Here is a 20728-nt window from a genome sequence, read left to right on the forward strand (position 1 = left end):
CCATTCACCCCAAGGCGAGGTAACGGCATGGCGACGATTCACGTGGACGGGCAGAGCTACGACGTCGACGGGGCGGATAACCTCCTCGGTGCCTGCCTGTCGCTGGGCCTGGACGTGCCCTATTTCTGCTGGCACCCGGCGATGGGCAGCGTCGGCGCCTGTCGCCAGTGCGCGGTCAAGCAGTACAAGGACGCCGACGACACCCAGGGCAAACTGGTGATGGCGTGCATGACCCCGGCGACCGATGACAGCTGGATCTCCATCGACGACGACGAGGCCAAGGCGTTTCGTGCCCACGTGATCGAGTGGCTGATGACCTACCATCCTCACGACTGTCCGGTGTGCGAGGAGGGCGGTCATTGCCACCTCCAGGACATGACGGTGATGACCGGTCACGACCGTCGGCGCTATCGCTTTCGCAAGCGCACCCACCGCAACCAGTACCTGGGGCCGTTCATCGCCCACGAGATGAACCGCTGCATCAACTGCTATCGCTGCGTGCGTTTCTACAGCGACTATGCCGGCGGCACCGACCTGGGCGCCTTCGGCGCCAACAGTAATCTCTATTTCGGCCGTCACCAGGACGGTGTGCTCGAGAGTCCCTTCTCCGGCAACCTGACCGAAGTCTGCCCCACCGGGGTGTTCACCGACCAGACCCACTCCGAGCGCTACACCCGCAAGTGGGATCTGCAGTTCGCGCCGAGCATCTGCCATCAGTGCGCGGCGGGTTGCAACATCAGCCCCGGCGAACGCTACGGCGACATCCGACGCATCGAGAATCGCTACAACGGCGAAGTCAATCGCTACTTCCTGTGCGATCGGGGCCGCTTCGGTTATGGCTACGTCAATCGCAGCGATCGCCCGCTACGGCCCGAGTGGCGCAGCGATCGCAGCGACGTCTCGGTGACCCTAGAGGTCGATGCGGCGCTGGACCGCGGCGCCGATTTGCTGCGCACCGCGCGCCGGGTGATCGGCATCGGCTCGCCGCGGGCGAGTCTCGAAAGCAATCATCAGCTGCGCGAGCTGGTCGGCGAAGGCAACTTCTCGACCGGCATCGCCGCGCAGGAGCTGGCCTGCCTGACGGCGATGCACGCGCTCAATCAGAATTGCGGACTGCCCACCCCGACGCTGCGCGACGTCGAGGATCATGACGCCGTACTGGTGCTCGGCGAGGACCTGATCGCCAGCGCCGCGCGGGTCGGCCTGGCGGTGCGCCAGGCGGCCACCGCGCGACGTAACGAACTGGCCGCCGAACGCGGCATCCCGGCCTGGAACGACGATGCGGTCAGGACGCTCGGCCAGGACAGCTATCACCCGCTGTATATCGCCTACCCCACCGCCACCGGGCTCGACGAGGTCAGCGCCGCGAGTTGGGCGCTGGCGCCGGACGATATCGCGCGGCTCGGTTTCGCCGTGGCGCACGCCATCGACTCGGCGGCCCCGGCCGTCGAAGGTCTCGACGAAGCCACCCGGCGCGAGGCCGAAACCATCGCCGAGCGGTTGCTCGCGGCACGCCGTCCACTAATCGTCAGCGGCGGTTCGCTGGGCTCGCTGGCGGTAATCGAAGCGGCCGGCAGCGTGGCCCGGGCGTTGTCGCGCTCGGCCCGCGAAGGCAGCCTGCTGCTGGTGCGCCGCGAAGCCAACAGCACCGGCCTGGCGATGCTCGGTGGCGAGCCGCTCGAATGGGCGCTCGACGAACTCGACAGCGCGCGGGCCGACGCGCTGGTAATCCTCGAGAATGATCTCTACCAGCGCGCGCCGCGCACCCGGATCGATGCCGCGCTGGAGCGCGCCGAGACGGTGATCGCCCTCGACCATCAGCGTACCGCCACCTGGCAGCATGCCCACCTGGGCCTGCCGGCGGCGGCCTTTAGCGAGGCCGATGGCACCCTGGTCAGCCTGGAGGGGCGCGCCCAGCGCTTCTTTCAGGTCTTCGATCCGCGCTATATCCGTCCCGAGACGCGTATTCACGAGAGCTGGCGCTGGCTGCATGCGCTGCGCGCCGACATGCTGCGCCACGATGTCGGCGAGATCACCCTCGATGCAGTGACCCGAGCCTGCGCCGAGCGCCATCCCGAGTTGCACGGTATCCTCGGCGCCGCGCCGGGCGCCGATTACCGGGTGCGCGGTCTCAAGCTGGCCCGCGAGCCGCACCGCTACAGCGGACGCACCGCGATGCGCGCGCATCTCGACGTCAACGAGCCGCGCGCCCCCCAGGATGCCGATTCGCCGTTCACCTTCTCGATGGAAGGCTACAACGGCTTCGATCGGCCGCGCGAAGAGGTCGCCTTCGCCTGGGCGCCGGGCTGGAACTCGCCGCAGGCCTGGAACAAGTTCACCGACGAGATCGGCGGCCATCTGAGCGCCGGCGATCCCGGGGTGCGCCTGCTGCACCCGCAGCCGGGCGATTATGCATACCACACCTCGCTACCGGCGAATTTCACCCCGCGCGACTCAGCCTGGCAGGTGGTAGTGCTGCCACGGCTGTTCGGCGGCGAGGAGACCTCGGCGCGCGCCGCGCCGATCGTCGAGCGTAGCGCCCCGGCGACGCTGAGGCTGTCGGCCGACGATGCCCAGCGGCTGGGCTGTAACGACGGCGAGCTGCTCGACGTGGCCACCGAGGGCGGCCGGTGCAGCCTGCCGGTGCAGCTCGATGCCGCGCTACCCGCCGGGCTGATCGGCGTGCCGGCGGGCGTCGAGCCGGGGCTGGCCAACGGCGACTTGGCCGGGTTGAGCACGCGGGCAACGAACTATCACGACGTCGGCGCCGCGACACGGCGCGGCGATGAGACAGGAGATCGTCCATGAACTGGTTGTCGCCGACGGTCATCGCCAGTCTGATCGCCATGCTTCAGGCCGTGGTGATTCTGCTCGGCGCAGTGTTGTTGGGGGCGATGATGACGGTGGTCGAACGGCGCCTGCTGGGACTGTGGCAGGATCGTTACGGGCCCAACCGGGTCGGGCCGTTCGGCTCGATGCAGCTCATGGCCGACATGATCAAGATCTTCTTCAAGGAGGACTGGATCCCGCCGTTCGCCGATCGCACACTGTTCGTGCTGGCCCCGGCGATCGCCATGGCCTCGCTACTGCTGTCGTTCCTGATCATTCCCATAACCCCGGGCTGGGGCGTGCTGGACTGGAACATCGGCTTGCTGTTCTTCTTAGCCATGGCCGGCATCAACGTCTACGCGGTGCTGTTCGGCGGCTGGTCGAGCGGCAACAAGTACGCCCTGATCGGCGCCATGCGCGCCTCGGCGCAGACGCTGTCCTACGAAGTGTTCATGGGCCTGGCGCTGATGGGGGTGGTGGCGATGACCGGCTCGTTCAACATGCGCGAGATCGTCAACGCCCAGGAGGGTCTGTGGTTCGTGATCCCGCAGTTCTTCGGCTTTGTCACCTTCCTGATCGCCGGGATCGCAGTGACCCACCGTGCCCCCTTCGATCAGCCCGAGGCCGAGCAGGAGCTGGCCGATGGCTATCACGTCGAGTATTCGAGCATGAAGTTCGGGATGTTCTTCATCGGCGAATACGTCGGCATGGTGCTGGTCTCGGCGCTGATCGCGACGCTGTTCTTCGGCGGCTGGCACGGCCCACTGCTGCCGCCGATCGTCTGGTTCGCGCTCAAGACCGGCGCCTTTCTGGTGTTCTTCGTGCTGCTGCGCGCTTCGCTGCCGCGCCCGCGCTACGACCGGGTGATGAGTTTCGGCTGGAAGTTCTGCCTGCCGCTGACTCTGATCAATCTGCTGGTGACCGGGGCGGTGGTACTGATCGCCGACCCGCTGTGATCACGCCACTGTAATCGAGGAGATATGGCCATGTTCATGAACGTGATCAAGGGCACCGTCTCCCAGCTGCGCACGCTGGGCATGGTCTTCATGCACAGCTTCCGCAAGCGCGAGACGCTCAACTACCCGGAGGAGTCGGTCTATCTGCCGCCGCGCTACCGGGGACGCATCGTGCTGACCCGCGATCCCGACGGCGAGGAGCGTTGCGTGGCCTGCAACCTGTGTGCGGTCGCCTGTCCGGTGGCCTGTATCTCGCTGCAGAAGGGCGAGCAGGAGGATGGGCGCTGGTATCCCGAGTTCTTTCGCATCAACTTCTCGCGCTGCATCTTCTGCGGCATGTGCGAAGAGGCCTGCCCGACCTCGGCGATCCAGCTCACCCCGGACTTCGAGATGAGCGAGTTCAAGCGCCAGGAACTGGTCTACGAGAAGCAGGACCTGCTGATCAATGGGCCCGGCAAGGATCATGACTATCACTTCTACAAGGTGGCGGGACTCTCGATTGCCGGCAAGGACAAGGGCCAGGCGCAGAACGAGGAACAGCCGATCGACATCAAGTCGCTGTTGCCGTAGTCAGCATTCACTAGCGGGACGCAACCATGGAAATTGCCTTCTATCTGAGTGGTCTGGTCGCCGTACTGGCGACACTGGGGGTCATCACCAATACCAACCCGGTGCACGCACTGCTCTACCTGATCGTTTCGTTGATCTCGGTGGCGCTGGTGTTCTTAGCGCTGGGCGCGCCGTTCGCCGCAGCGCTGGAGGTAATCCTCTACGCCGGGGCGATCATGGTGCTGTTCGTGTTCGTGGTGATGATGCTCAACCTGGGTGAGCAGACCACTGCCCAGGAGAAGGCCTGGCTCAAGCCGCGCATCTGGCTGGGTCCGGCGCTGCTGGCCGCGGTGCTGCTGGTGACCTTGGTGGCCACGCTATGGTCGGGCAATACCGGACGCATGATCAGCGGTGAGGTCGTCACCGCCAAGGCGGTGGGCTCGCTGCTGTTCGGGCCCTGGCTGATGGTCGTCGAGCTGGGCGCCATGCTGCTGCTGGCGGCGCTGGTCACGGCATCGCACGTCGGTCGCGCGGCGTCCCCCGACAAGCCCGAGAGCCAGGCCGAATCCGCTGCCCGCAAGGAGGCGCCATGAACGGAATACCCATGGAACACGGCCTGGTGCTGGCGGCGATCCTCTTCGCGCTGGGCTTCGCCGGGTTGATTACCCGGCGCAACATGGTGTTCGTGCTGATGAGCCTGGAAGTCATGCTCAACGCCGCGGCGTTGGCGTTCATCGTCGGCGGTGCGGCCTGGGGCCAGCCGGAAGGCCAGACGATGTACCTGCTGGTGATCACCCTGGCGGCGGCCGAGGCGAGCGTGGGCCTGGCGCTGCTGATCCAGCTTCACCATCGCTTCAAGTCGCTTGACGTGGACGCCGCCAACCGAATGCGCGGCTAAGGGAGCTGTCGATGTCGTTGTTGCCACTGACGTTTTTACTGCCGCTGGTCGGCACCCTGATCCTGGCCCTGTCGCGAGGCACGCTCAATGCACGCGCCAGCGCCGTGGTCGGCGTGGCCAGCGTCGGGCTGGCGGCCTTGGTCACCGCCTGGCTGGCCTGGAATTTCCAGGTCGGCGAGGTGTTCGACATGACGCTCTGGACCTGGCTGTCGGTGGGCGATTTCCAGCCGACCATCGGCCTGCGTCTCGACGGCCTGTCGCTGACCATGCTGTCGATCATCACCGGCATCGGCTTTCTGATCCATCTGTTCGCCGCCTGGTACATGCGCGGCGAGCATGGATTGCGGCGCTTCTATGCCTACATGAACCTGTTCGTGTTCAGCATGACCCTGCTGGTACTTGGCGACAACGTACTGCTGCTGTTCCTGGGCTGGGAAGGCGTCGGCCTGTGCAGCTACCTGCTGATCGGCTACTACTACCAGACCTCGGCCAATGGCTGGGCGGCCTTCAAGGCATTCATCGTCACTCGGTTGGGCGATGTGTTCCTGGCCATCGGACTGTTCCTGCTGTTCAACGCGCTGGGCACGCTGAACATCGCCGAGATCCTCACCCGCGCCCCCGAGGTATGGAGTGAGGGCGGCCTCGAGGTTCAGCTGGCGGCCCTGCTGCTGCTCGGTGGCGCGCTGGGCAAGTCGGCCCAGTTGCCGCTGCACACCTGGCTGGCCGACGCCATGGCCGGCCCCACGCCGGTGTCGGCACTGATTCACGCGGCGACCATGGTTACCGCCGGCGTCTACCTGGTCGCCCGGCTGTACGGGATCTTCGAGCTGGCCCCGGTGGTACTCTATCTGATCGGCGTGATCGGCGCGCTGACGCTGCTGATGGCCGGCTTTGCGGCACTCGCCCAGACCGACATCAAGCGAATCCTGGCCTACTCGACGATGAGCCAGATCGGTTATATGTTCCTGGCGCTGGGGGTGGGGGCCTATGATGCGGCAATCTTCCATCTGATGACCCACGCCTTCTTCAAGGCGCTGCTGTTTCTCTCCGCCGGCTCGGTGATCATCAGCTGCCATCACGAGCAGGACATGCGCCGCCTGGGCGGCTTGTGGCGCCGGCTGCCGCTGGCCTATGCCGGTTTCGTGATCGGCGGTGCCGCATTGTCGGCGCTGCCGCTGATCACCGCCGGCTTCTACAGCAAGGACGAGATTCTCTGGGAGACCTGGGCGGCCGGCAATGGCGGTCTGATGCTGGCGGGCCTGGTCGGCGCCGTCCTGACCTCGCTGTACACCCTGCGGCTGATCATCGGCACCTTCCACGGCGAAATGAAAAGTGACAACGCGCGCCATGCCAAGGCCGGTCGCGGGCTGGCCCACGGCCTGCCATTGCTCGTGCTAGCGATCCTGTCGACCTTTCTCGGCGCCTGGATCCAACCGCCGCTGGCGGGCGTGTTGCCAGCGAGCCCGGGTGCCGAGGCCGAGGGGATCGTGCGTAGCGTGGTGGAGATACTCGCCGCGACCGCCTCGCTGGGCGGCCTGGGACTGGCCGCCTGGCTGTTTCTCAGCCGCCGGCGCTGGCTCGCCGAGCGCGTCGCTGGCGGCTGGGAGGCCCGGCTATGGCGATTCTGGTATCACGCCTGGGGCTTCGATATCGTCTACGACCGGTTGCTGGTTCGCCCCTATCTCGGCCTGGTCCATGTGCTGCGCAACGACATCATCGATCGCCTGATGCTGGTGGCAGGCTGGACGGCCTGGTTGTCGCACCGCGGGCTGAGCCACACCCAGTCCGGCAAGCTGCGGCTGTATGCCGTCAGCATGGCGATGGGGATCACGGTGATCTTGATCGTGCTGGTACTGGGCGGCTGAACGGCTTGATTCACGGCTCATGGTTTACATAACGAGGGGCAGGGGGAGGCCACCAATGTATCGACAAACATGGGGAATGCACCGCTTATGACGCTGTTCTGGCTGATCCTGATTCCCTTCGTCGGCGGCCTGCTGTGCTGGCAGGGCGAGCGCTTCGGCGATCAGGCGCCGCGCTGGATTGCGTTGGCGACGATGTTGATCGAACTGTTGATCACGCTGGGGCTGTGGTTCCAGGGTGACTACTATCTGCCGCAGATGGGCACCGCCAGCGAGGGCGTTCGCTGGTCCATGGAGTGGCAGGTGGCATGGATTCCACGCTTTGGCATCAGCGTGCACCTGGCGCTTGATGGCCTGTCGCTGGTGCTGATCGCGTTGACCAGCTTTCTGGGCATACTGGCGGTACTCTGTTCCTGGAACGAGATCGTGCGCCGGGTCGGCTTCTTTCACCTCAACCTGCTGTGGATACTCGGCGGCGTGGTCGGCGTCTTCCTGGCGATCGACCTGTTCCTGTTCTTCTTCTTCTGGGAACTGATGCTGGTGCCGATGTACTTCCTGATCGCGCTGTGGGGGCACAGTGGCTCGGAAGGGCGGACCCGCATCCGCGCAGCGACCAAGTTCTTCATCTATACCCAGGCCAGCGGCCTGTTGATGCTGGTGTCGATCCTCGGTCTGGTATTCGTGAACTACGCCAATACCGGCGAGTACTCGTTCAGTTACGCGACGCTGATGGAAACCCAGCTTTCCGAAGGCACGGCAATGCTGCTGATGCTCGGCTTCTTCATCGCTTTCGCGGTCAAGCTGCCGGTGGTGCCGCTGCATGGCTGGCTGCCCGACGCCCATGCCCAGGCACCCACCGCGGGTAGCGTCGATCTCGCCGGCATTCTGCTCAAGACCGCCGCCTACGGCATGCTGCGCTTCGCCCTGCCGCTGTTTCCCGAGGCGTCGCAGACCTTCGCTCCGGTAGCCATGGCGCTGGGCCTGGTGGGCATCTTCTACGGGGCGCTGCTGGCCTGCGGCCAGCAGGACGTCAAGCGGCTGATCGCCTATACCAGTATCTCGCACATGGGCTTCGTGCTGATCGGCATCTATGTCGGCACCGAGCTCGCCCTGCAGGGGGTGGTGATGTTGATGGTCGCGCATGCCTTCTCGGCGGCCGGGCTGTTCATCTTGAGCGGCCAGCTCTACGAACGGCTGCATACCCGCGACATGCGCGAAATGGGCGGTCTATGGGGGCGCATGGGGAGCCTGCCGGGATTCTCGCTGTTCTTCGTCGTCGCCTCGCTGGGCATGCCCGGCACCGCCAATTTTCTCGGCGAGTTCATGATCCTGTTCGGTAGCTTCCCGGTCGCCCCCTGGACGGTGGTCATCGCCAGTGGCGGGCTGGTGCTGGCGGCGGTCTATTCACTACTGCTGATGCAGCGAGTTCACTTCGGACCGGCACAGGGCGAGGGGCGCTTCACCGACCTCGATGGTCGTGAATATCTGATGATGCTCTCGCTCCTCGGCCTGGTGCTGCTGTTCGGCCTCTACCCACAGCCCCTGCTGGATACCACCGGCGCGGCGATGCTCGAGGTGCAGCAGCTGTTCGGTGCCGCTGCACAGTCGTCCACTCTGCCGACGGGGGCTCCATGACCTTGACCGCGACGCACCTGCTGGCGTTGACGCCGCTGATCCTGGTCGGTGCCACGGCCATCGTGGTGATGCTGACAATCGCCTGGCGCCGCCAGCATACCGTCATCGCCATGACCACGGCCGCAGGACTCAACCTGGCGCTGGTCTCGCTGATCGGCGTCTGGTTCATGGCACCGCTGGCCACGCCGATGCTGGCCGTCGATGGCCTGGCGATCTTCGCCGCGGTATTGATCCTGGTCGCCGCGCTGGCCTGTGTCACGCTGGGTCATGCCTATCTCGAGCACTATCGGGGACCGCGCGAAGAGTTCTACCTGCTGCTGCTGTGTGCCACGGCGGGGGGTCTGGTGCTGGCCGCCAGCACCCACCTGGCAACGCTGCTCTTCGGCCTCGAACTGTTGTCGATGCCGCTGTACGGCATGCTCGCCTATACCTATCATGAGCGGCGCTCGCTCGAGGCCGGCGTCAAGTATCTGGTGCTGTCCGGGGCGGCGAGCGCCATCCTGCTGTTCGGCATGGCGCTGCTCTACGCCGAGACCGGGCAGCTCGATTTTGTCGGCCTGACGGTCGGTCTGGCGGAAAGTCCCGGTGCCTGGGGGCTTGCCGGGGCCGCGTTGGTGCTCGTGGGGCTGGGCTTCAAGCTGTCGATCGTACCGTTTCACCTATGGACGCCGGATGTTTACGAAGGCGGTCCGGGGCCGGCAGCGACTTTTCTCGCCTCGGCCAGCAAGGTCGCGGTGTTCGTGGTGCTGCTGCGTCTGGTCATGGCGGCGCCGGCCTTTCAGGGGGCCTGGCTGCACGGCGTGCTGGCGGTACTGGCGATCCTCACCATGCTGGTCGGCAACCTGCTGGCGCTGACCCAGTCCAATCTCAAGCGCCTGCTGGGTTACTCGTCGATCGCTCACTTCGGCTACCTGCTCACGGCAGTGGTCATCGGCGAGGGGCTTGCGGTCGAAGCGACCGGGGTCTATCTGGTGGTCTACATGCTGACCACGCTGGGCGCATTCGGCGTGGTGACGCTGATTTCGTCGCCCTATCGGGGCGAGGATGCGGCGGCGCTGCACCATTATCGCGGACTGTTCTGGCGGCGTCCCTACCTGACCGCGGTGCTCACCGTGGCCATGCTCTCGATGGCCGGCATCCCCTTCACCGCAGGCTTTATCGGCAAGTTCTACATCATCGCGCTGGGTGTCGAGGCCGAGCACTGGTGGCTGGTGGGGGCCGTGATCGTGGGCAGCGCCATCGGGCTCTATTATTACCTGCGGGTGATGGTCACGCTGTATCTGGCCGAGGCGGGCATGCAAAAGCGTGACGCGCCGGAGAACTGGGGCGTGCGCGCTGGCGGTGTGGTCGTGCTGGGGGTGGCCTTGCTGATTATCCTGCTGGGCATCTACCCGACACCGATGATCGAATGGGTGCGGCTCATGGGCGGCGTCATGCTGAATACGGGCTAGCGGCGCCAGGCATCAGCCCGCGCTGGTCGCGTCACTTGAACTGGGCCGGCAGCCAGGTCGCCAGTTCGGGCACGAAGGCCAGCGCCATCAGCATGCAAAGCTGCAGCACGATGAACGGGATCACCCCGCGGTAGATCGCCGTGGTGGGCACCGATTCGGGGGCCACGCCACGCAGATAGAACAGCGCGAAGCCGAACGGCGGAGTGAGAAACGAGGTCTGCAGGTTGATGGCGATCATGATCCCCAGCCAGATCGGGTCGAGGCCCATGGCCAGCAGCACCGGGCCGACAATCGGCACCACCACGAAGGTAATCTCGATGAAGTCGAGGATGAAACCGAGCAGGAAGATCACCAGCATGACGATGATCGTCGCGCCGACCACGCCGCCGGGCATGTTCACGAACAGCTCCTTGACCAGCTGCTCGCCACCGTAGGCACGGAACACCAGCGAGAACAGCGCGGCGCCGATCAGGATCAGAAACACCATGGTGGTGACGTGGGTCGTCGAGCGCACCACGTCGCGCAGGGTGGCGAAGTCCAGCTTGCGATAGGCGAGTGCCAGCACCAGCGCGCCGAAGGCCCCCACCGCCGAGGCCTCGGTAGGCGTGGCGAAGCCGCCGAGAATCGAGCCCAGCACGGTGACGATCAAGACCAGCGGCGGCACCAGGCCCTTGAGCAGCAAGCTGAACAGGCTGCCCTGATGATTGAGCTCGGCCATCAGTTCCTGGCGATCGGCGGGCGGTGCCGATTCCGGCTTGAGCCAGGCGATGAACGCCACATAGGCAATGTACAACACCACCAGGATCAGCCCGGGAACCAGTGCGCCGATGAACAGATCGCCCACCGATACGGTCTTGGGGCTCCAGATGCCCATCGTCAACTGCGCCTGCTGATAGGCCGACGAGAGCACGTCGCCAAGCAGTACCAGGGCGATCGACGGCGGAATGATCTGGCCCAGCGTGCCGGTGGCGCAGATCGTGCCGGTTGCCAGCGACGGGCTGTAGCCGCGCTTGAGCATGGTCGGCAGCGACAGCAGGCCCATGGTCACCACGGTGGCGCCGACGATCCCGGTGGAGGCGGCCAGCAGCATGCCGACCAGCGTCACCGAGATTCCCAACCCACCGCGCAGCGAGCCGAACAGCAGCGCCATGGCGTCGAGCAGGGTCTCGGCGACCTTGGACTTCTCCAGCAACACGCCCATCAGCACGAACAATGGCACGGCGAGCAGCGTCTGGTTGGTCATGATGCCGTAGAGGCGGTTGGGCAGCGCGGACAGGAAGCTGGCATCGAAATTGGCAGCGATGCCCAGCGACTCGAGTCCCATGCCCAGCCCGGCGAAAGCCAGCGAAGTGCCCGCCAGCGTCAGCGCTACCGGGAAACCGAGCATCAGTACGGCACAGATCAGAGCGAACAGCACCAGCGGCATGAATTCCAGCATCAGATCGGCTCCTCGCTGTGATCATGCTTGTGCTGTGGCGGCAAGCGACCGGAAATGATCAGCGACTTGCGAACGATCTCGGCGCTGCCCTGGAGGATCATCAATACCGCAAAGGCCGGCATCAAGGTCTTGAGCAGGAATACGGCGGGGATGCCGCCGTTGTCCGGCGAGCCCTCGAGAATCGCCCATGAAGCGCCGACATAGCCCAGGCTGGAGACGATCACGAAGCCCATGAACGGCAGCAGCAGGAACAGCGTGCCCAGCAGGTCGACCCAGGCCTGGGCGCGTGGCGAGAAGCCTCGATAGAAGATGTCCACGCGCACGTGGCCATCGTGCTTGAGGGTATAGGCGGCCGCCAGCAGGAACAGCGCGGCGTGCATGTACATCACCGATTCCTGCATGGGGATGCTGTTGAAGTTGAAGAGATAGCGCAGCACTACGATCAGGAACTGGACCAGCATCATTATCAGGACCAGCCAGGCGAGTGCCTTGCCCAGCCGCTCGGTAAGGGTGTCGATCCAGGCCAGGAGCGCCGGTTCGGATGCAGCTCGGTTCATGAATCCCTCGCTATCATGGCAGCGGTTGCGTTTTTTCTGGTGTTATCGGGCCCTGTGCGGGCAACCGCCAAGCCACGCCTGAAATCAGCGTCACAGTGCCCGTGTACCGGAAAGTCCGGCAACCGGTCATTGGTCTGACGGTCTGGCCAGAGCGCGCCGGCAGGCAGCGGGAAGATGGATATCCACGGCGATCGGCAGGTGATCCGAGTAAAGCTGATCGAGCACTTGCAGGTTGTCCGCTTCCAGCGACGAAGACAGCAGGATGTGGTCCAGCGCCCGGCTTGGCTGCCAGGAAGGATAACTCAACAGAGGGCGCGCTGGCTTTAACGGTAGCGCGGTGCAGAAGCTCGAATGACGGCTGTGGAGTTGATCCGGGGTGCAGTTGAGATCGCCCATCACCACCACATGGCTGAGCGGTGTGATGATCTCGCCGAGATAGTCGAACTGGCGAGCCCGCGAACGGTGGCTCAGGGCCAGATGAACGACAAACACGTGCAGTGCGTCGGGACCCGAGCCGAAGCGGGCATGGATGGCGCCGCGGCCAGGCAGGGTGCCGGGCAACCGGTGCTCCTCGATGCGCTCGGGTATTAGCCGCGACAACAGACCATTGCTGTGCTGGGCGAGCCGGCCCAGGTTGCGGTTGAGCTGCTTGTAGTGATGCGGAAACCCGGCCCGGTGCGCCAGGTATTCCACCTGATTGACGTTACCCGAACGGAAGCTTCCGCCATCAACCTCCTGCAGGCCGATGATGTCGAACGACCTGAGCACATCGCCCATGGCGTCCAGGCGGCGCTGGCGCGTTGGATGGGGCAGCAGGTGCTGCCAACTGCGCGTCAGGTAATGATGGTAGGCCGAGGTCTGGATGCCGACCTGCAGATTGAAGGTCATCAGTCGCAGGGTGGCGAGGGCCGCGGCCGGCGTGGCGCGTATGCTGCTCATGGCGTCACTCGCTGCGTTCTTGACGTACCTTGTCGATCAGCGCACCGGCGATCTGGGGCATCTCCTCCAGGCTGCCGGCAGTACGCGGGGTCACTACATATTGGCCATCGACCACCAGTGCCGGCACGCCCATCAGCTCATAGGCGCGCATCTTGGCGTACGCCTGGTTGATCTGGCTCTTGACGCCGAACGAGCTCAACGCCTCCTTGGCATCCGCCTCGCTGACAGCGTAGTCGCTGAAGAAGGCGGCGATATCGTCGGTGTCGGTCAGCCGCTGGCCCTGTTGCTGGATCGCGTCGAAGAAGTCGCTGTGGACCTGGTCGAGGATGCCCAACTGCTGGGCGGCATAAAAGGCGCGCGCGTGGGCCGTCCAGGTGTCGCTCATGGTTGCGGGGAGGCGCTGGAAGGTGACGTCATCGGGTAGTTCGTCGACCCAGGCATTGAGCGGCTCTTCCAGCTTGTAACAGTACGGGCAACCGTACCAGAACACTTCGATGACCTCGATCTGGCCCTCGTCCACGCTGGTTTCGACCGAGGTGTCGAGAACCTTGTACTCCTTGCCGGCGACCGGCGAGGCGGCCATGACCAGCGAAGACAGACCCAGGCCGGCGACCGCAGCGATCCACGGTTTCAACATGCGCCCTTTACTCCTCAGAAATGCCAAGTATGTGGCAAAGGTAACAGATATTCGGCCATTTGAGACGGCGACCGGCCCAACTTGGAGCCTCAAGCGGCGAGGGGCTCCCGGTTACGCCGCCGCGCCACGCTAGCGCCGGTTCGATGCCTTTCTGTGCATTCGCCGCCCCCGAGAAGGTAATGGTACACTTCCCGCCCCGGCGCTGCCCGGGGCCATCAACCGAGGCCTGGCGAATGTGCCGGGTCGCGTCCCGCCATGTCCTTCGTCAGTACCGTAACCCCAGGAAACCCGCCGTCGTGAGCCGCCTCAATTTCCATACCGCCCAGTTCATGACCAGCGCCCCGACACTGGCAGCCTGTCCGCCGGATGACGGCCGCGAGGTCGCGTTCGCCGGCCGCTCCAATGCCGGCAAGTCGAGCGCCATCAACGCCCTGGTCCAGCAGAAAGCGCTGGCGCGGACCTCGAAGACCCCGGGGCGCACCCAACTGATCAACTTCTTCGGCCTCGCCAACGACACCCGTGAGCGGCTGGTCGACCTGCCCGGCTACGGTTTCGCCAAGGTCCCCGAATCGGTCAAGCGCGAATGGCAGCGGCATCTTTCCGAGTACCTGCAAAAGCGTCGCTCATTGCAAGGCCTGGTGCTGATGATGGACGTGCGCCACCCGCTGACCGACTTCGACGAGATGCTGCTGGGCTGGGCCGACGATCAGGACATGCCCGTGCACATCCTGCTGACCAAGGCCGACAAGCTCAAGCCCGGCGCCGCCAAGAACACGCTGCTCAAGGTGCGCCGGCAACTCGCCGACTGGGAGGATCTGGTCAGCATTCAGCTGTTCTCGGCGCTCAAGCGCCAGGGCGTCGACGAACTCGCGGCACGCCTCGATACGTGGCTGCTCGACGAGATCGATGGCGGCTGAGACCGCACCGAACAGCTTCATCGACCGATGACGGGACTTCAGCATTCGTCATTCAGGCGCTCGAGCAGTGCCGCCAGCTCGCGGATATGACCCAGGCGGTGCACCCCGGGCGGCAGCTCCGCACGGCACTCGTCGTGCTTGTCGATCCAGGCTATCTGCATGCCCAGCCGCCATGCCGGCAGCACATCCTCCTGCCAGGAGTCGCCGACATGCATGGCACGCGCGGGCGTGCTGCGAAGACGTGCCAGGGCGGCGAGGAAGGGCCGGGCGTCGGGCTTGGGCGCGAGCAGCTCGCCGGCGGCGATCACCACCGGGAAATGCTGCGCCAGCTCCAGGCGCTTGAGGTCGGCATTGCCGTTGGTGATCGCGGCCAGCGCGTAGCGTGGCCGCAGCGCATCGAGCAGCGCGATCGCCTCGGGGTAGGGCGTAAGCGTATGGCGCAGCGTCAGGAAGTGGCCGATGGCCGCCGCGGCCCACAGATGGGCGGCGCTGCGTGGCAGGCCATACTCCTCGAGCAGCTCGATCAGTGCGCGTTCGCGCAACCAGGTGAAGTCGCCGCGGCGCAACGGATGGCGCCGCGCCAGCGCCAGGCGGCGCTCGATGTAGGCGGCCAGCGGAAAACGCTGCGTATAGCGGTCGTGCTCGGCGAACAGCTCGCCGAGCGGCGAGGCGCCCAGCCAATCGGCCAGCGCCGCGTCGAGCCAGGCATAGTGCGTCGACTCGGCATGCTCCATCACCGGCCGGTTGTCCCACAGCGTGTCGTCAAGATCGAAGGTCAACGCCTCGATGCGGGCATGATCTGTCATCGCGTTCATGGGCGCTCCGGGAATCCATCGTCATTTGCCGTCATGTACGAATCTGCCATAGATCGGCCTCGGGCACTTGCGGGTCCGACGTCGTAGCGGGGGTAACGGCTTGCGAAAATGCACGCCCAAGACCCTAGGAGTTTCTTCATCGGCAGTAACCGTTATTCCGCCACCCACCAACCGGCTCGCTGGCGAGCCGGCGGCCCGAATAGCGGCAGCAGGCAGGCCAGCGCCTCCTCGAGCTCGTCGCCCAGCCCCCAGGGCGGATTGAGCACCAGCAGGCCGCTGCCGTACATGCCGTGCGTCGCGCTATCCAGTGAATGCACCTCGAACTCGCTGCGCCAGACCTTGCGTAGTTCGGCCTTGCGGACCGCCTCGAGCAGCGTCGTGTGACGCCCCGCCGGCAGCAACGGGTACCAGAGCATGACTACCGCGTGGCGCGCCTTGCGGGCAACGAAGCGTAGCGACTCGGCCACTTCGGCGTATTCAGCCTTGCGTTCGTAGCTCGGATCGATCAGCACGCACAAGCGGGGCGTCGCGACCGGTAGCACACGCTGCAGCCCGGCCAGACCATCGCCATGGATCCGCCTGGCCGCCTGCAAGAGCGGCTGGCCCTCGAGGTGATCATGCTCACCGGGATGCAGCTCGAACAGCGATAGTCGATCGTGGCTTCTCAGGCCCTGAGCCAGCCACCATGGCGAGCCGGGGTAATGGCTGAGCGCCTTTGCGCCAGGCTGCAGGCGCTGCAAGGCCGCCAACCAGTCATCGAGCAGTTCATGGCAGCCCGAGAGCGCCTGACGCGCCGACCATAGCGTCCCCACACCCGTTTCATACTCCTTGAGCTTCTGCGTCTCGGGTTCGGCAAGGCGATACAGGCCACGGCCGGCATGCGCATCAATATACGTAACAGGTGATTTTTTACGTAACATATGACGCACCAGGGAGAGCAGCGCCAGATGCTTGTGAATGTCGGCAAAGTTGCCGGCATGATAGGCATGTTGGTAAGCGAGCATGTGTCGTCCTGCGTAAAGAGCCCACCGTCGGCGAGACGATGGGCTCGTTGACAATCGCTGCCGACGTTTACTGCTGCTGGATCGGCGTTACGATAACCTCGACACGACGGTTCCGGGCACGACCCTGTTCGGTATCGTTGCTGGCGACCGGACGGCTTTCGCCATAGCCGACCCGGCTGAGACGTTGGCTTTCCACCCCGCCCTGAACCAGGTAGTCGCCGACCGCCGCGGCACGCCGCTCGGAGAGCTGCTGGTTATAGGCCTCGGCGCCGGTACTGTCGGTATAGCCCGCGACGGTGATACGCGTTTCGGGATACTGGCGAAGCACGGCGGTCACGTCATTGAGCGCCTGACGAGCCTCGCCGGACAACTCACTGGAATCGACACCGAACGTCACCTGATTGGGCATGTTGAGGACGATGTCGTTGCCCTGACGGTCAACACCGATGCCGGTGCCCTGGAGGCGCTCGCGCAGCTGCTGTTCCTGACGATCCATGTAATAACCGATGCCACCACCGGCAGCGGCACCCACCGCCGCGCCGATGGCCGCACGATCGCGCCGGCTCGCGGTGCTATCGCCACTCAGCAAGCCCGCCACGGCGCCTACGGCCGCGCCGATGCCCGCGCCGGTGGCGGTATTGTTGCGCTGGGTGTCACCGGCCTGAGGGTTGGTCGTGCTGCAACCGCCAAGCGCCAGCACGCTCGCCAACGGTATGGCCATCCAGAGTCGTTTATCGATCATCCTGAACAAAACTCCTATTTTCCTGGTTTGCTTTATCGCTTGCAAAGGATCACTCGGCTTCATCGAGCATGCCCAGCAAGTCGTTCAAGAATAACAGACCCGTCGGGGTCGCCTGCAGCCGCTCGTCGGAATCCATCAGCAGTCCCTTCTTGCGTGCCTGCTGCAAGTGTCGCTCGAGTACGGCGGGTGAACGTCCGGTGTGGGCCGACCACAACGTCAGCGGTACACCCTCCATCAGGCGCAGGGCGTTCATGGCGAACTCGAGCGGTAGCTCGTCGGCTTCAACGCGCCGGCGGTCGGCAATGAAACCGCGCGGGTCGTCATGGCGACGCAAGTAGGCATCGGGCTGACGGCTCTTCCAGCGCCGTTCCACGATCAGCTCGGCATGTTCGTTCCAGGCACTCAGCTTGCCATGGGCGCCCGCGCCGATGCCCAGATAGTCGCCGAACTGCCAGTAATTGAGATTATGCCTGGACACCCTACCCGGCCGGGCATAGGCGGATATCTCGTAACGAACCAGGCCTGCCGACTCGAGGCGCTGATGACCGGCATCCTGGATTGCCCAGAGCGTCTCGTCGTGGGGCAACACCGGCGGCTTAACGTAGAATTCCGTGTTGGGTTCGAGGGTCAGCTGATACCAGGAGAGGTGCTCGGGCGACAGCGACAGGGCCTGGTCGATGTCGGCCAGGGCCCGCTCGATATCCTGCCCCGGCAGGCCGTGCATCAGGTCCAGATTGATGTTGTCGAAACCCGCCCGCCGCGCGCTACCCACGGCTCGGTAAGCCTCGTCACCGCTATGAATTCGCCCCAGTTCCGCCAACTGTTCCGGCTGAAAGCTTTGAATGCCCAGCGACAGACGATTGATACCGGCCGCGCGAAAACCCTCGAAACGCGACTGCTCCACGGTGCCGGGGTTGGCTTCCAGAGTGATCTCGCAATCCTCGTGAAAGGCCAGGCGCTGGTGTAATCCCTCGAGCAACTGGTGAAAGAAATCAGGCGACATCAAGCTCGGCGTACCGCCGCCGATAAAGACACTCTGCACTGCACGCTCGCCCACCAGCGCCAGATCGCCGTCCAGATCGGCGAACAGTGCCGCAAGATAGTCCTGTTCGGGGAGCGCGGCATTACGGCCGACCCCATGGGAGTTGAAATCGCAGTAAGGACACTTGCGCACGCACCACGGCACATGGACGTACAGCGATAAAGCGGGTAGCGGTAGCGTCAAGACACCTGCTCCAGGAGCGCACGAAGTGCGCGACCGCGATGGCTGAGTTGATTCTTTTCGCCAGCGCTCAGTTCAGCGGCGCTCATCCCGCGCTCCGGAACCCAGAACAGCGAATCGTAGCCGAAACCGCCCTCGCCCCGCGGATACGCCAGTATCTCGCCGGCCCAGCGTGTCTGGACGATGCGCGGGACAGGGTCCTCGGCGTGGCGCAGCCACACCAGTACGCACCAGTAACTGGCTGTGCGCTGGCCTTCGGGAACATCCGCCAGTGCTTCAAGCAGCTTGCGGTTATTGGCAGCGTCACTCTTGGGTTCACCGGCATAACGGGCCGAGTGGATGCCCGGCACACCGTCCAGCGCATCCACCGCCAGTCCGGAATCGTCGGCCAGCGCGGGACGGCCACTGATGCGGCAGGCATGTCGGGCCTTGATCAGCGCATTTTCCAGAAATGTCAGTCCTGTCTCATCGGCCTCACTGACGTCATACTCACCTTGTGGCTCTATGTGGTAGCCCAGCGGCTCCAGCAGGTGCCTGAACTCATTCAGCTTGCCGGGGTTGCCGCTGGCCAGTACCAGGGATTTTTCCATGTGCTTGTGCTCTTGAATGGGTCTATACCCATTCTAAAGGCCGAGGAGCTTGACCGCGAACAGCTTTCAGTCAGCAAGAAGGCTATCCAAAAGTGTGGCAAACATAATACTTACTGAATTAGAAAAATAATCCTTATCTAGCTAAAAATTATTGCTTAAAAAGGATTACTGAGCTGATTTTTTGCCTACCCAGGTCTTGTATCCGTCGAAAGCGACAACAAAGTTGACCTTTAAAAGCTTATTAGGAAATAGATTTTATAAAAAAATCATAATTATTAATTATCATATATCAAAAATGCATAAGCAATAGTTTGTAACTTAACTTTACAAAAAATGAAAATAGTACAACGCTCAGTCAAGCCTAAGCATGAGTGCGCAGGGACAGCAATAAAACTCAAAGATCGGCCCATACTTCGGGAGCAATAAAAATGAGCCAAGGGAACGCAACAATCATTCTGGTCACTGACTGCAACCCACAAACGCAGCTATTCATGGAGTACATCGCCGAACGACTGGATTGCCCGATTTCGGCGGTGGCCCCGCACGATACGCAGGAAACCCTCGAAAGCGGCAAGACCCTGATCCTCCTGGATGCCGATCATGTCGATGAGAGCAGCATGCAGCAATGGCACACCAAGGCTGCCGAGAGCGAATCCATGACCCTGGCGGCTATCAACCTGCGCGACGAGGACCATGCCGCCGATGTGCTCTCTTCACTGCACTTGAAGGGCGTCTTCTATCGTCGTGACAGCATGGCACTCATCTGCAAGGGCATCGGTGCCCTTCTGGATGATGATCTGTGGATGTCTCGTTCGCTGATGACGCGATTGATCGAGTTCTACCGTCGTCAGCAGCTCAATGCCTATCGGCCCGTCTGCGGCCTGACCCACCGTGAACTCGAGATCATCGGCCTGCTGGGTTCGGGCGCATCCAATACCGAAATTGCCGATAAGCTGTTCGTCAGCGAGCACACCGTCAAGTCTCATCTGTACAACATCTTCCGAAAGATCAAGGTGCATAACCGCATCCAGGCCATGAACTGGGCACGACAGAATCTGGGCGCACCGCCACCGGCACAAGCCACCAGAAAACGCTAGCCAATTCTCATGGAATGAGCCGAACGCATAAAACGGTAGCTGCACATGACCAATAAAACCAAACGCTGGATTGCCTTCAGAGATATTTTTCTGACAATCCTGTTGACGCTGTTCAGCATGGTAGCTAATGCGCAGGATGCGATTACAGCACCCGACCAGAGCAAAGAAGCGATTAAGGATCCATCGGGAATCAATCGACTCGAAAGCCCCGATGGCCCGAAGATCGAGTCCAGCTACAACGGCAGCAGTGAATTGACCGGCGTGCTGGTCGATCGCACGCTCACTGTGATGGGTCAGAATTTCTATCGGGCATTCAGCCAAATCGGCATGGCACGTCCGATCATTCGCGGGGCAACATTAACGATCCATGAAAGACCGGATGCTCGCTGGGGCATCCAGCTCTGGATTACCGAAGGCTCGCGTATGTATTTCCGTACGCAACTGTCACCACGGCTCAGCGACGCCAATGATATAGCACGGCAAGCAATCGATATTGTTGAGAAGGCCATTCTGAAACGACGGCTTTCGGCGGCCTTGAATCCAAGTATCGATCTTGGAAAAGAAGAATTCTGATTCTGAATGGAGAATGA

20 protein-coding genes are annotated in these 20728 nt (G+C 63.5%); 11 read left to right on the forward strand and 9 right to left on the reverse strand.

All coding sequences use genetic code 11. The features are described 5' to 3' along the window. The first annotated feature begins 27 nt into the window (after positions 1-27). From nuoG to nuoN, 8 genes are all read left to right on the forward strand, one after another. Entirely contained in the window at positions 28-2808 is a 2781-nt protein-coding gene (nuoG, locus tag HALZIN_RS0114595) for an NADH-quinone oxidoreductase subunit NuoG (protein ID WP_084173612.1), read from the forward strand. Further along, entirely contained in the window at positions 2805-3785 is a 981-nt protein-coding gene (gene nuoH, locus HALZIN_RS0114600) for an NADH-quinone oxidoreductase subunit NuoH (RefSeq protein WP_031384929.1), read from the forward strand. Before nuoG ends, nuoH begins: the two co-directional genes overlap by 4 nt. Before the next feature lie 30 nt (positions 3786-3815). Continuing rightward, positions 3816-4355, forward strand: coding sequence for an NADH-quinone oxidoreductase subunit NuoI (gene nuoI / locus HALZIN_RS0114605; protein WP_031384930.1), 540 nt, complete (start codon positions 3816-3818; stop codon positions 4353-4355). A 26-nt stretch (positions 4356-4381) separates the two neighbouring features. Beyond that, positions 4382-4927 carry an NADH-quinone oxidoreductase subunit J gene (nuoJ, locus tag HALZIN_RS0114610; RefSeq protein ID WP_031384931.1) on the forward strand — a complete coding sequence of 182 codons (546 nt, stop codon included), beginning with the start codon at positions 4382-4384 and terminating at the stop codon, positions 4925-4927. Beyond that, positions 4924-5232, forward strand: a complete 309-nt coding sequence (gene nuoK, locus HALZIN_RS0114615) for an NADH-quinone oxidoreductase subunit NuoK (RefSeq protein ID WP_031384932.1) — start codon at positions 4924-4926, stop codon at positions 5230-5232. The genes nuoJ and nuoK overlap by 4 nt, the downstream gene beginning before the upstream one ends. 11 nt (positions 5233-5243) lie before the next feature. Further along, complete coding sequence (gene nuoL / locus HALZIN_RS0114620) at positions 5244-7097, forward strand: NADH-quinone oxidoreductase subunit L (protein WP_031384933.1); 1854 nt, start codon at positions 5244-5246, stop codon at positions 7095-7097. Between the two features lie 87 nt (positions 7098-7184). Further along, entirely contained in the window at positions 7185-8729 is a 1545-nt protein-coding gene (gene nuoM / locus HALZIN_RS0114625; RefSeq protein WP_031384934.1) for an NADH-quinone oxidoreductase subunit M, read from the forward strand. After that, positions 8726-10180 carry an NADH-quinone oxidoreductase subunit NuoN gene (gene nuoN / locus HALZIN_RS0114630; protein ID WP_031384935.1) on the forward strand — a complete coding sequence of 485 codons (1455 nt, stop codon included), beginning with the start codon at positions 8726-8728 and terminating at the stop codon, positions 10178-10180. The genes nuoM and nuoN overlap by 4 nt, the downstream gene beginning before the upstream one ends. A 31-nt stretch (positions 10181-10211) precedes the next feature. On the opposite strand, the gene HALZIN_RS0114635 is transcribed toward nuoN, so the two are convergent. The 4 genes from HALZIN_RS0114635 to HALZIN_RS0114650 form a co-directional block, all read right to left on the reverse strand. Continuing rightward, positions 10212-11618, reverse strand: coding sequence for a TRAP transporter large permease (locus tag HALZIN_RS0114635; RefSeq protein ID WP_031384936.1), 1407 nt, complete (start codon positions 11616-11618; stop codon positions 10212-10214). Continuing rightward, positions 11618-12175 carry a TRAP transporter small permease subunit gene (locus HALZIN_RS0114640; protein ID WP_031384937.1) on the reverse strand — a complete coding sequence of 186 codons (558 nt, stop codon included), beginning with the start codon at positions 12173-12175 and terminating at the stop codon, positions 11618-11620. The genes HALZIN_RS0114635 and HALZIN_RS0114640 overlap by 1 nt, the downstream gene beginning before the upstream one ends. Before the next feature lie 126 nt (positions 12176-12301). Continuing rightward, on the reverse strand, positions 12302-13114 hold the full coding sequence (locus HALZIN_RS0114645) for an endonuclease/exonuclease/phosphatase family protein (protein WP_051907541.1): 813 nt from the start codon (positions 13112-13114) through the stop codon (positions 12302-12304). Between the two features lie 4 nt (positions 13115-13118). After that, complete coding sequence (locus HALZIN_RS0114650; RefSeq protein ID WP_031384939.1) at positions 13119-13751, reverse strand: thiol:disulfide interchange protein DsbA/DsbL; 633 nt, start codon at positions 13749-13751, stop codon at positions 13119-13121. A gap of 329 nt (positions 13752-14080) precedes the next feature. On the opposite strand from HALZIN_RS0114650, the gene yihA reads away from it, so the two are divergent. Then, complete coding sequence (gene yihA, locus HALZIN_RS0114655; protein WP_231663026.1) at positions 14081-14668, forward strand: ribosome biogenesis GTP-binding protein YihA/YsxC; 588 nt, start codon at positions 14081-14083, stop codon at positions 14666-14668. Between the two features lie 38 nt (positions 14669-14706). On the opposite strand, the gene HALZIN_RS0114660 is transcribed toward yihA, so the two are convergent. From HALZIN_RS0114660 to rdgB, 5 genes are all read right to left on the reverse strand, one after another. After that, on the reverse strand, positions 14707-15483 hold the full coding sequence (locus HALZIN_RS0114660) for an HAD family hydrolase (RefSeq protein WP_231662943.1): 777 nt from the start codon (positions 15481-15483) through the stop codon (positions 14707-14709). A gap of 152 nt (positions 15484-15635) precedes the next feature. Next, complete coding sequence (locus HALZIN_RS0114665; protein WP_031384942.1) at positions 15636-16487, reverse strand: 23S rRNA (adenine(2030)-N(6))-methyltransferase RlmJ; 852 nt, start codon at positions 16485-16487, stop codon at positions 15636-15638. 67 nt (positions 16488-16554) lie between these two features. Next, entirely contained in the window at positions 16555-17229 is a 675-nt protein-coding gene (locus HALZIN_RS18615) for a YiaD family glycine zipper/OmpA-like lipoprotein (protein ID WP_031384943.1), read from the reverse strand. A gap of 49 nt (positions 17230-17278) precedes the next feature. After that, on the reverse strand, positions 17279-18454 hold the full coding sequence (gene hemW / locus HALZIN_RS0114675; protein WP_031384944.1) for a radical SAM family heme chaperone HemW: 1176 nt from the start codon (positions 18452-18454) through the stop codon (positions 17279-17281). After that, complete coding sequence (gene rdgB, locus HALZIN_RS0114680; protein WP_031384945.1) at positions 18451-19041, reverse strand: RdgB/HAM1 family non-canonical purine NTP pyrophosphatase; 591 nt, start codon at positions 19039-19041, stop codon at positions 18451-18453. Before rdgB ends, hemW begins: the two co-directional genes overlap by 4 nt. A 428-nt stretch (positions 19042-19469) precedes the next feature. Here rdgB and HALZIN_RS0114685 point away from each other — a divergent pair, with 428 nt between their 5' ends. Then, positions 19470-20138: a LuxR C-terminal-related transcriptional regulator gene (locus HALZIN_RS0114685; protein ID WP_031384946.1), complete on the forward strand. Its 669-nt coding sequence runs from the start codon at positions 19470-19472 to the stop codon at positions 20136-20138. A gap of 45 nt (positions 20139-20183) precedes the next feature. Then, positions 20184-20711 carry a CsgE family curli-type amyloid fiber assembly protein gene (locus HALZIN_RS0114690; RefSeq protein WP_035575390.1) on the forward strand — a complete coding sequence of 176 codons (528 nt, stop codon included), beginning with the start codon at positions 20184-20186 and terminating at the stop codon, positions 20709-20711. Positions 20712-20728: the final 17 nt, after the last annotated feature.

This window comes from Halomonas zincidurans B6, from assembly GCF_000731955.1.
GTDB classification, from domain to species: domain Bacteria; phylum Pseudomonadota; class Gammaproteobacteria; order Pseudomonadales; family Halomonadaceae; genus Modicisalibacter; species Modicisalibacter zincidurans.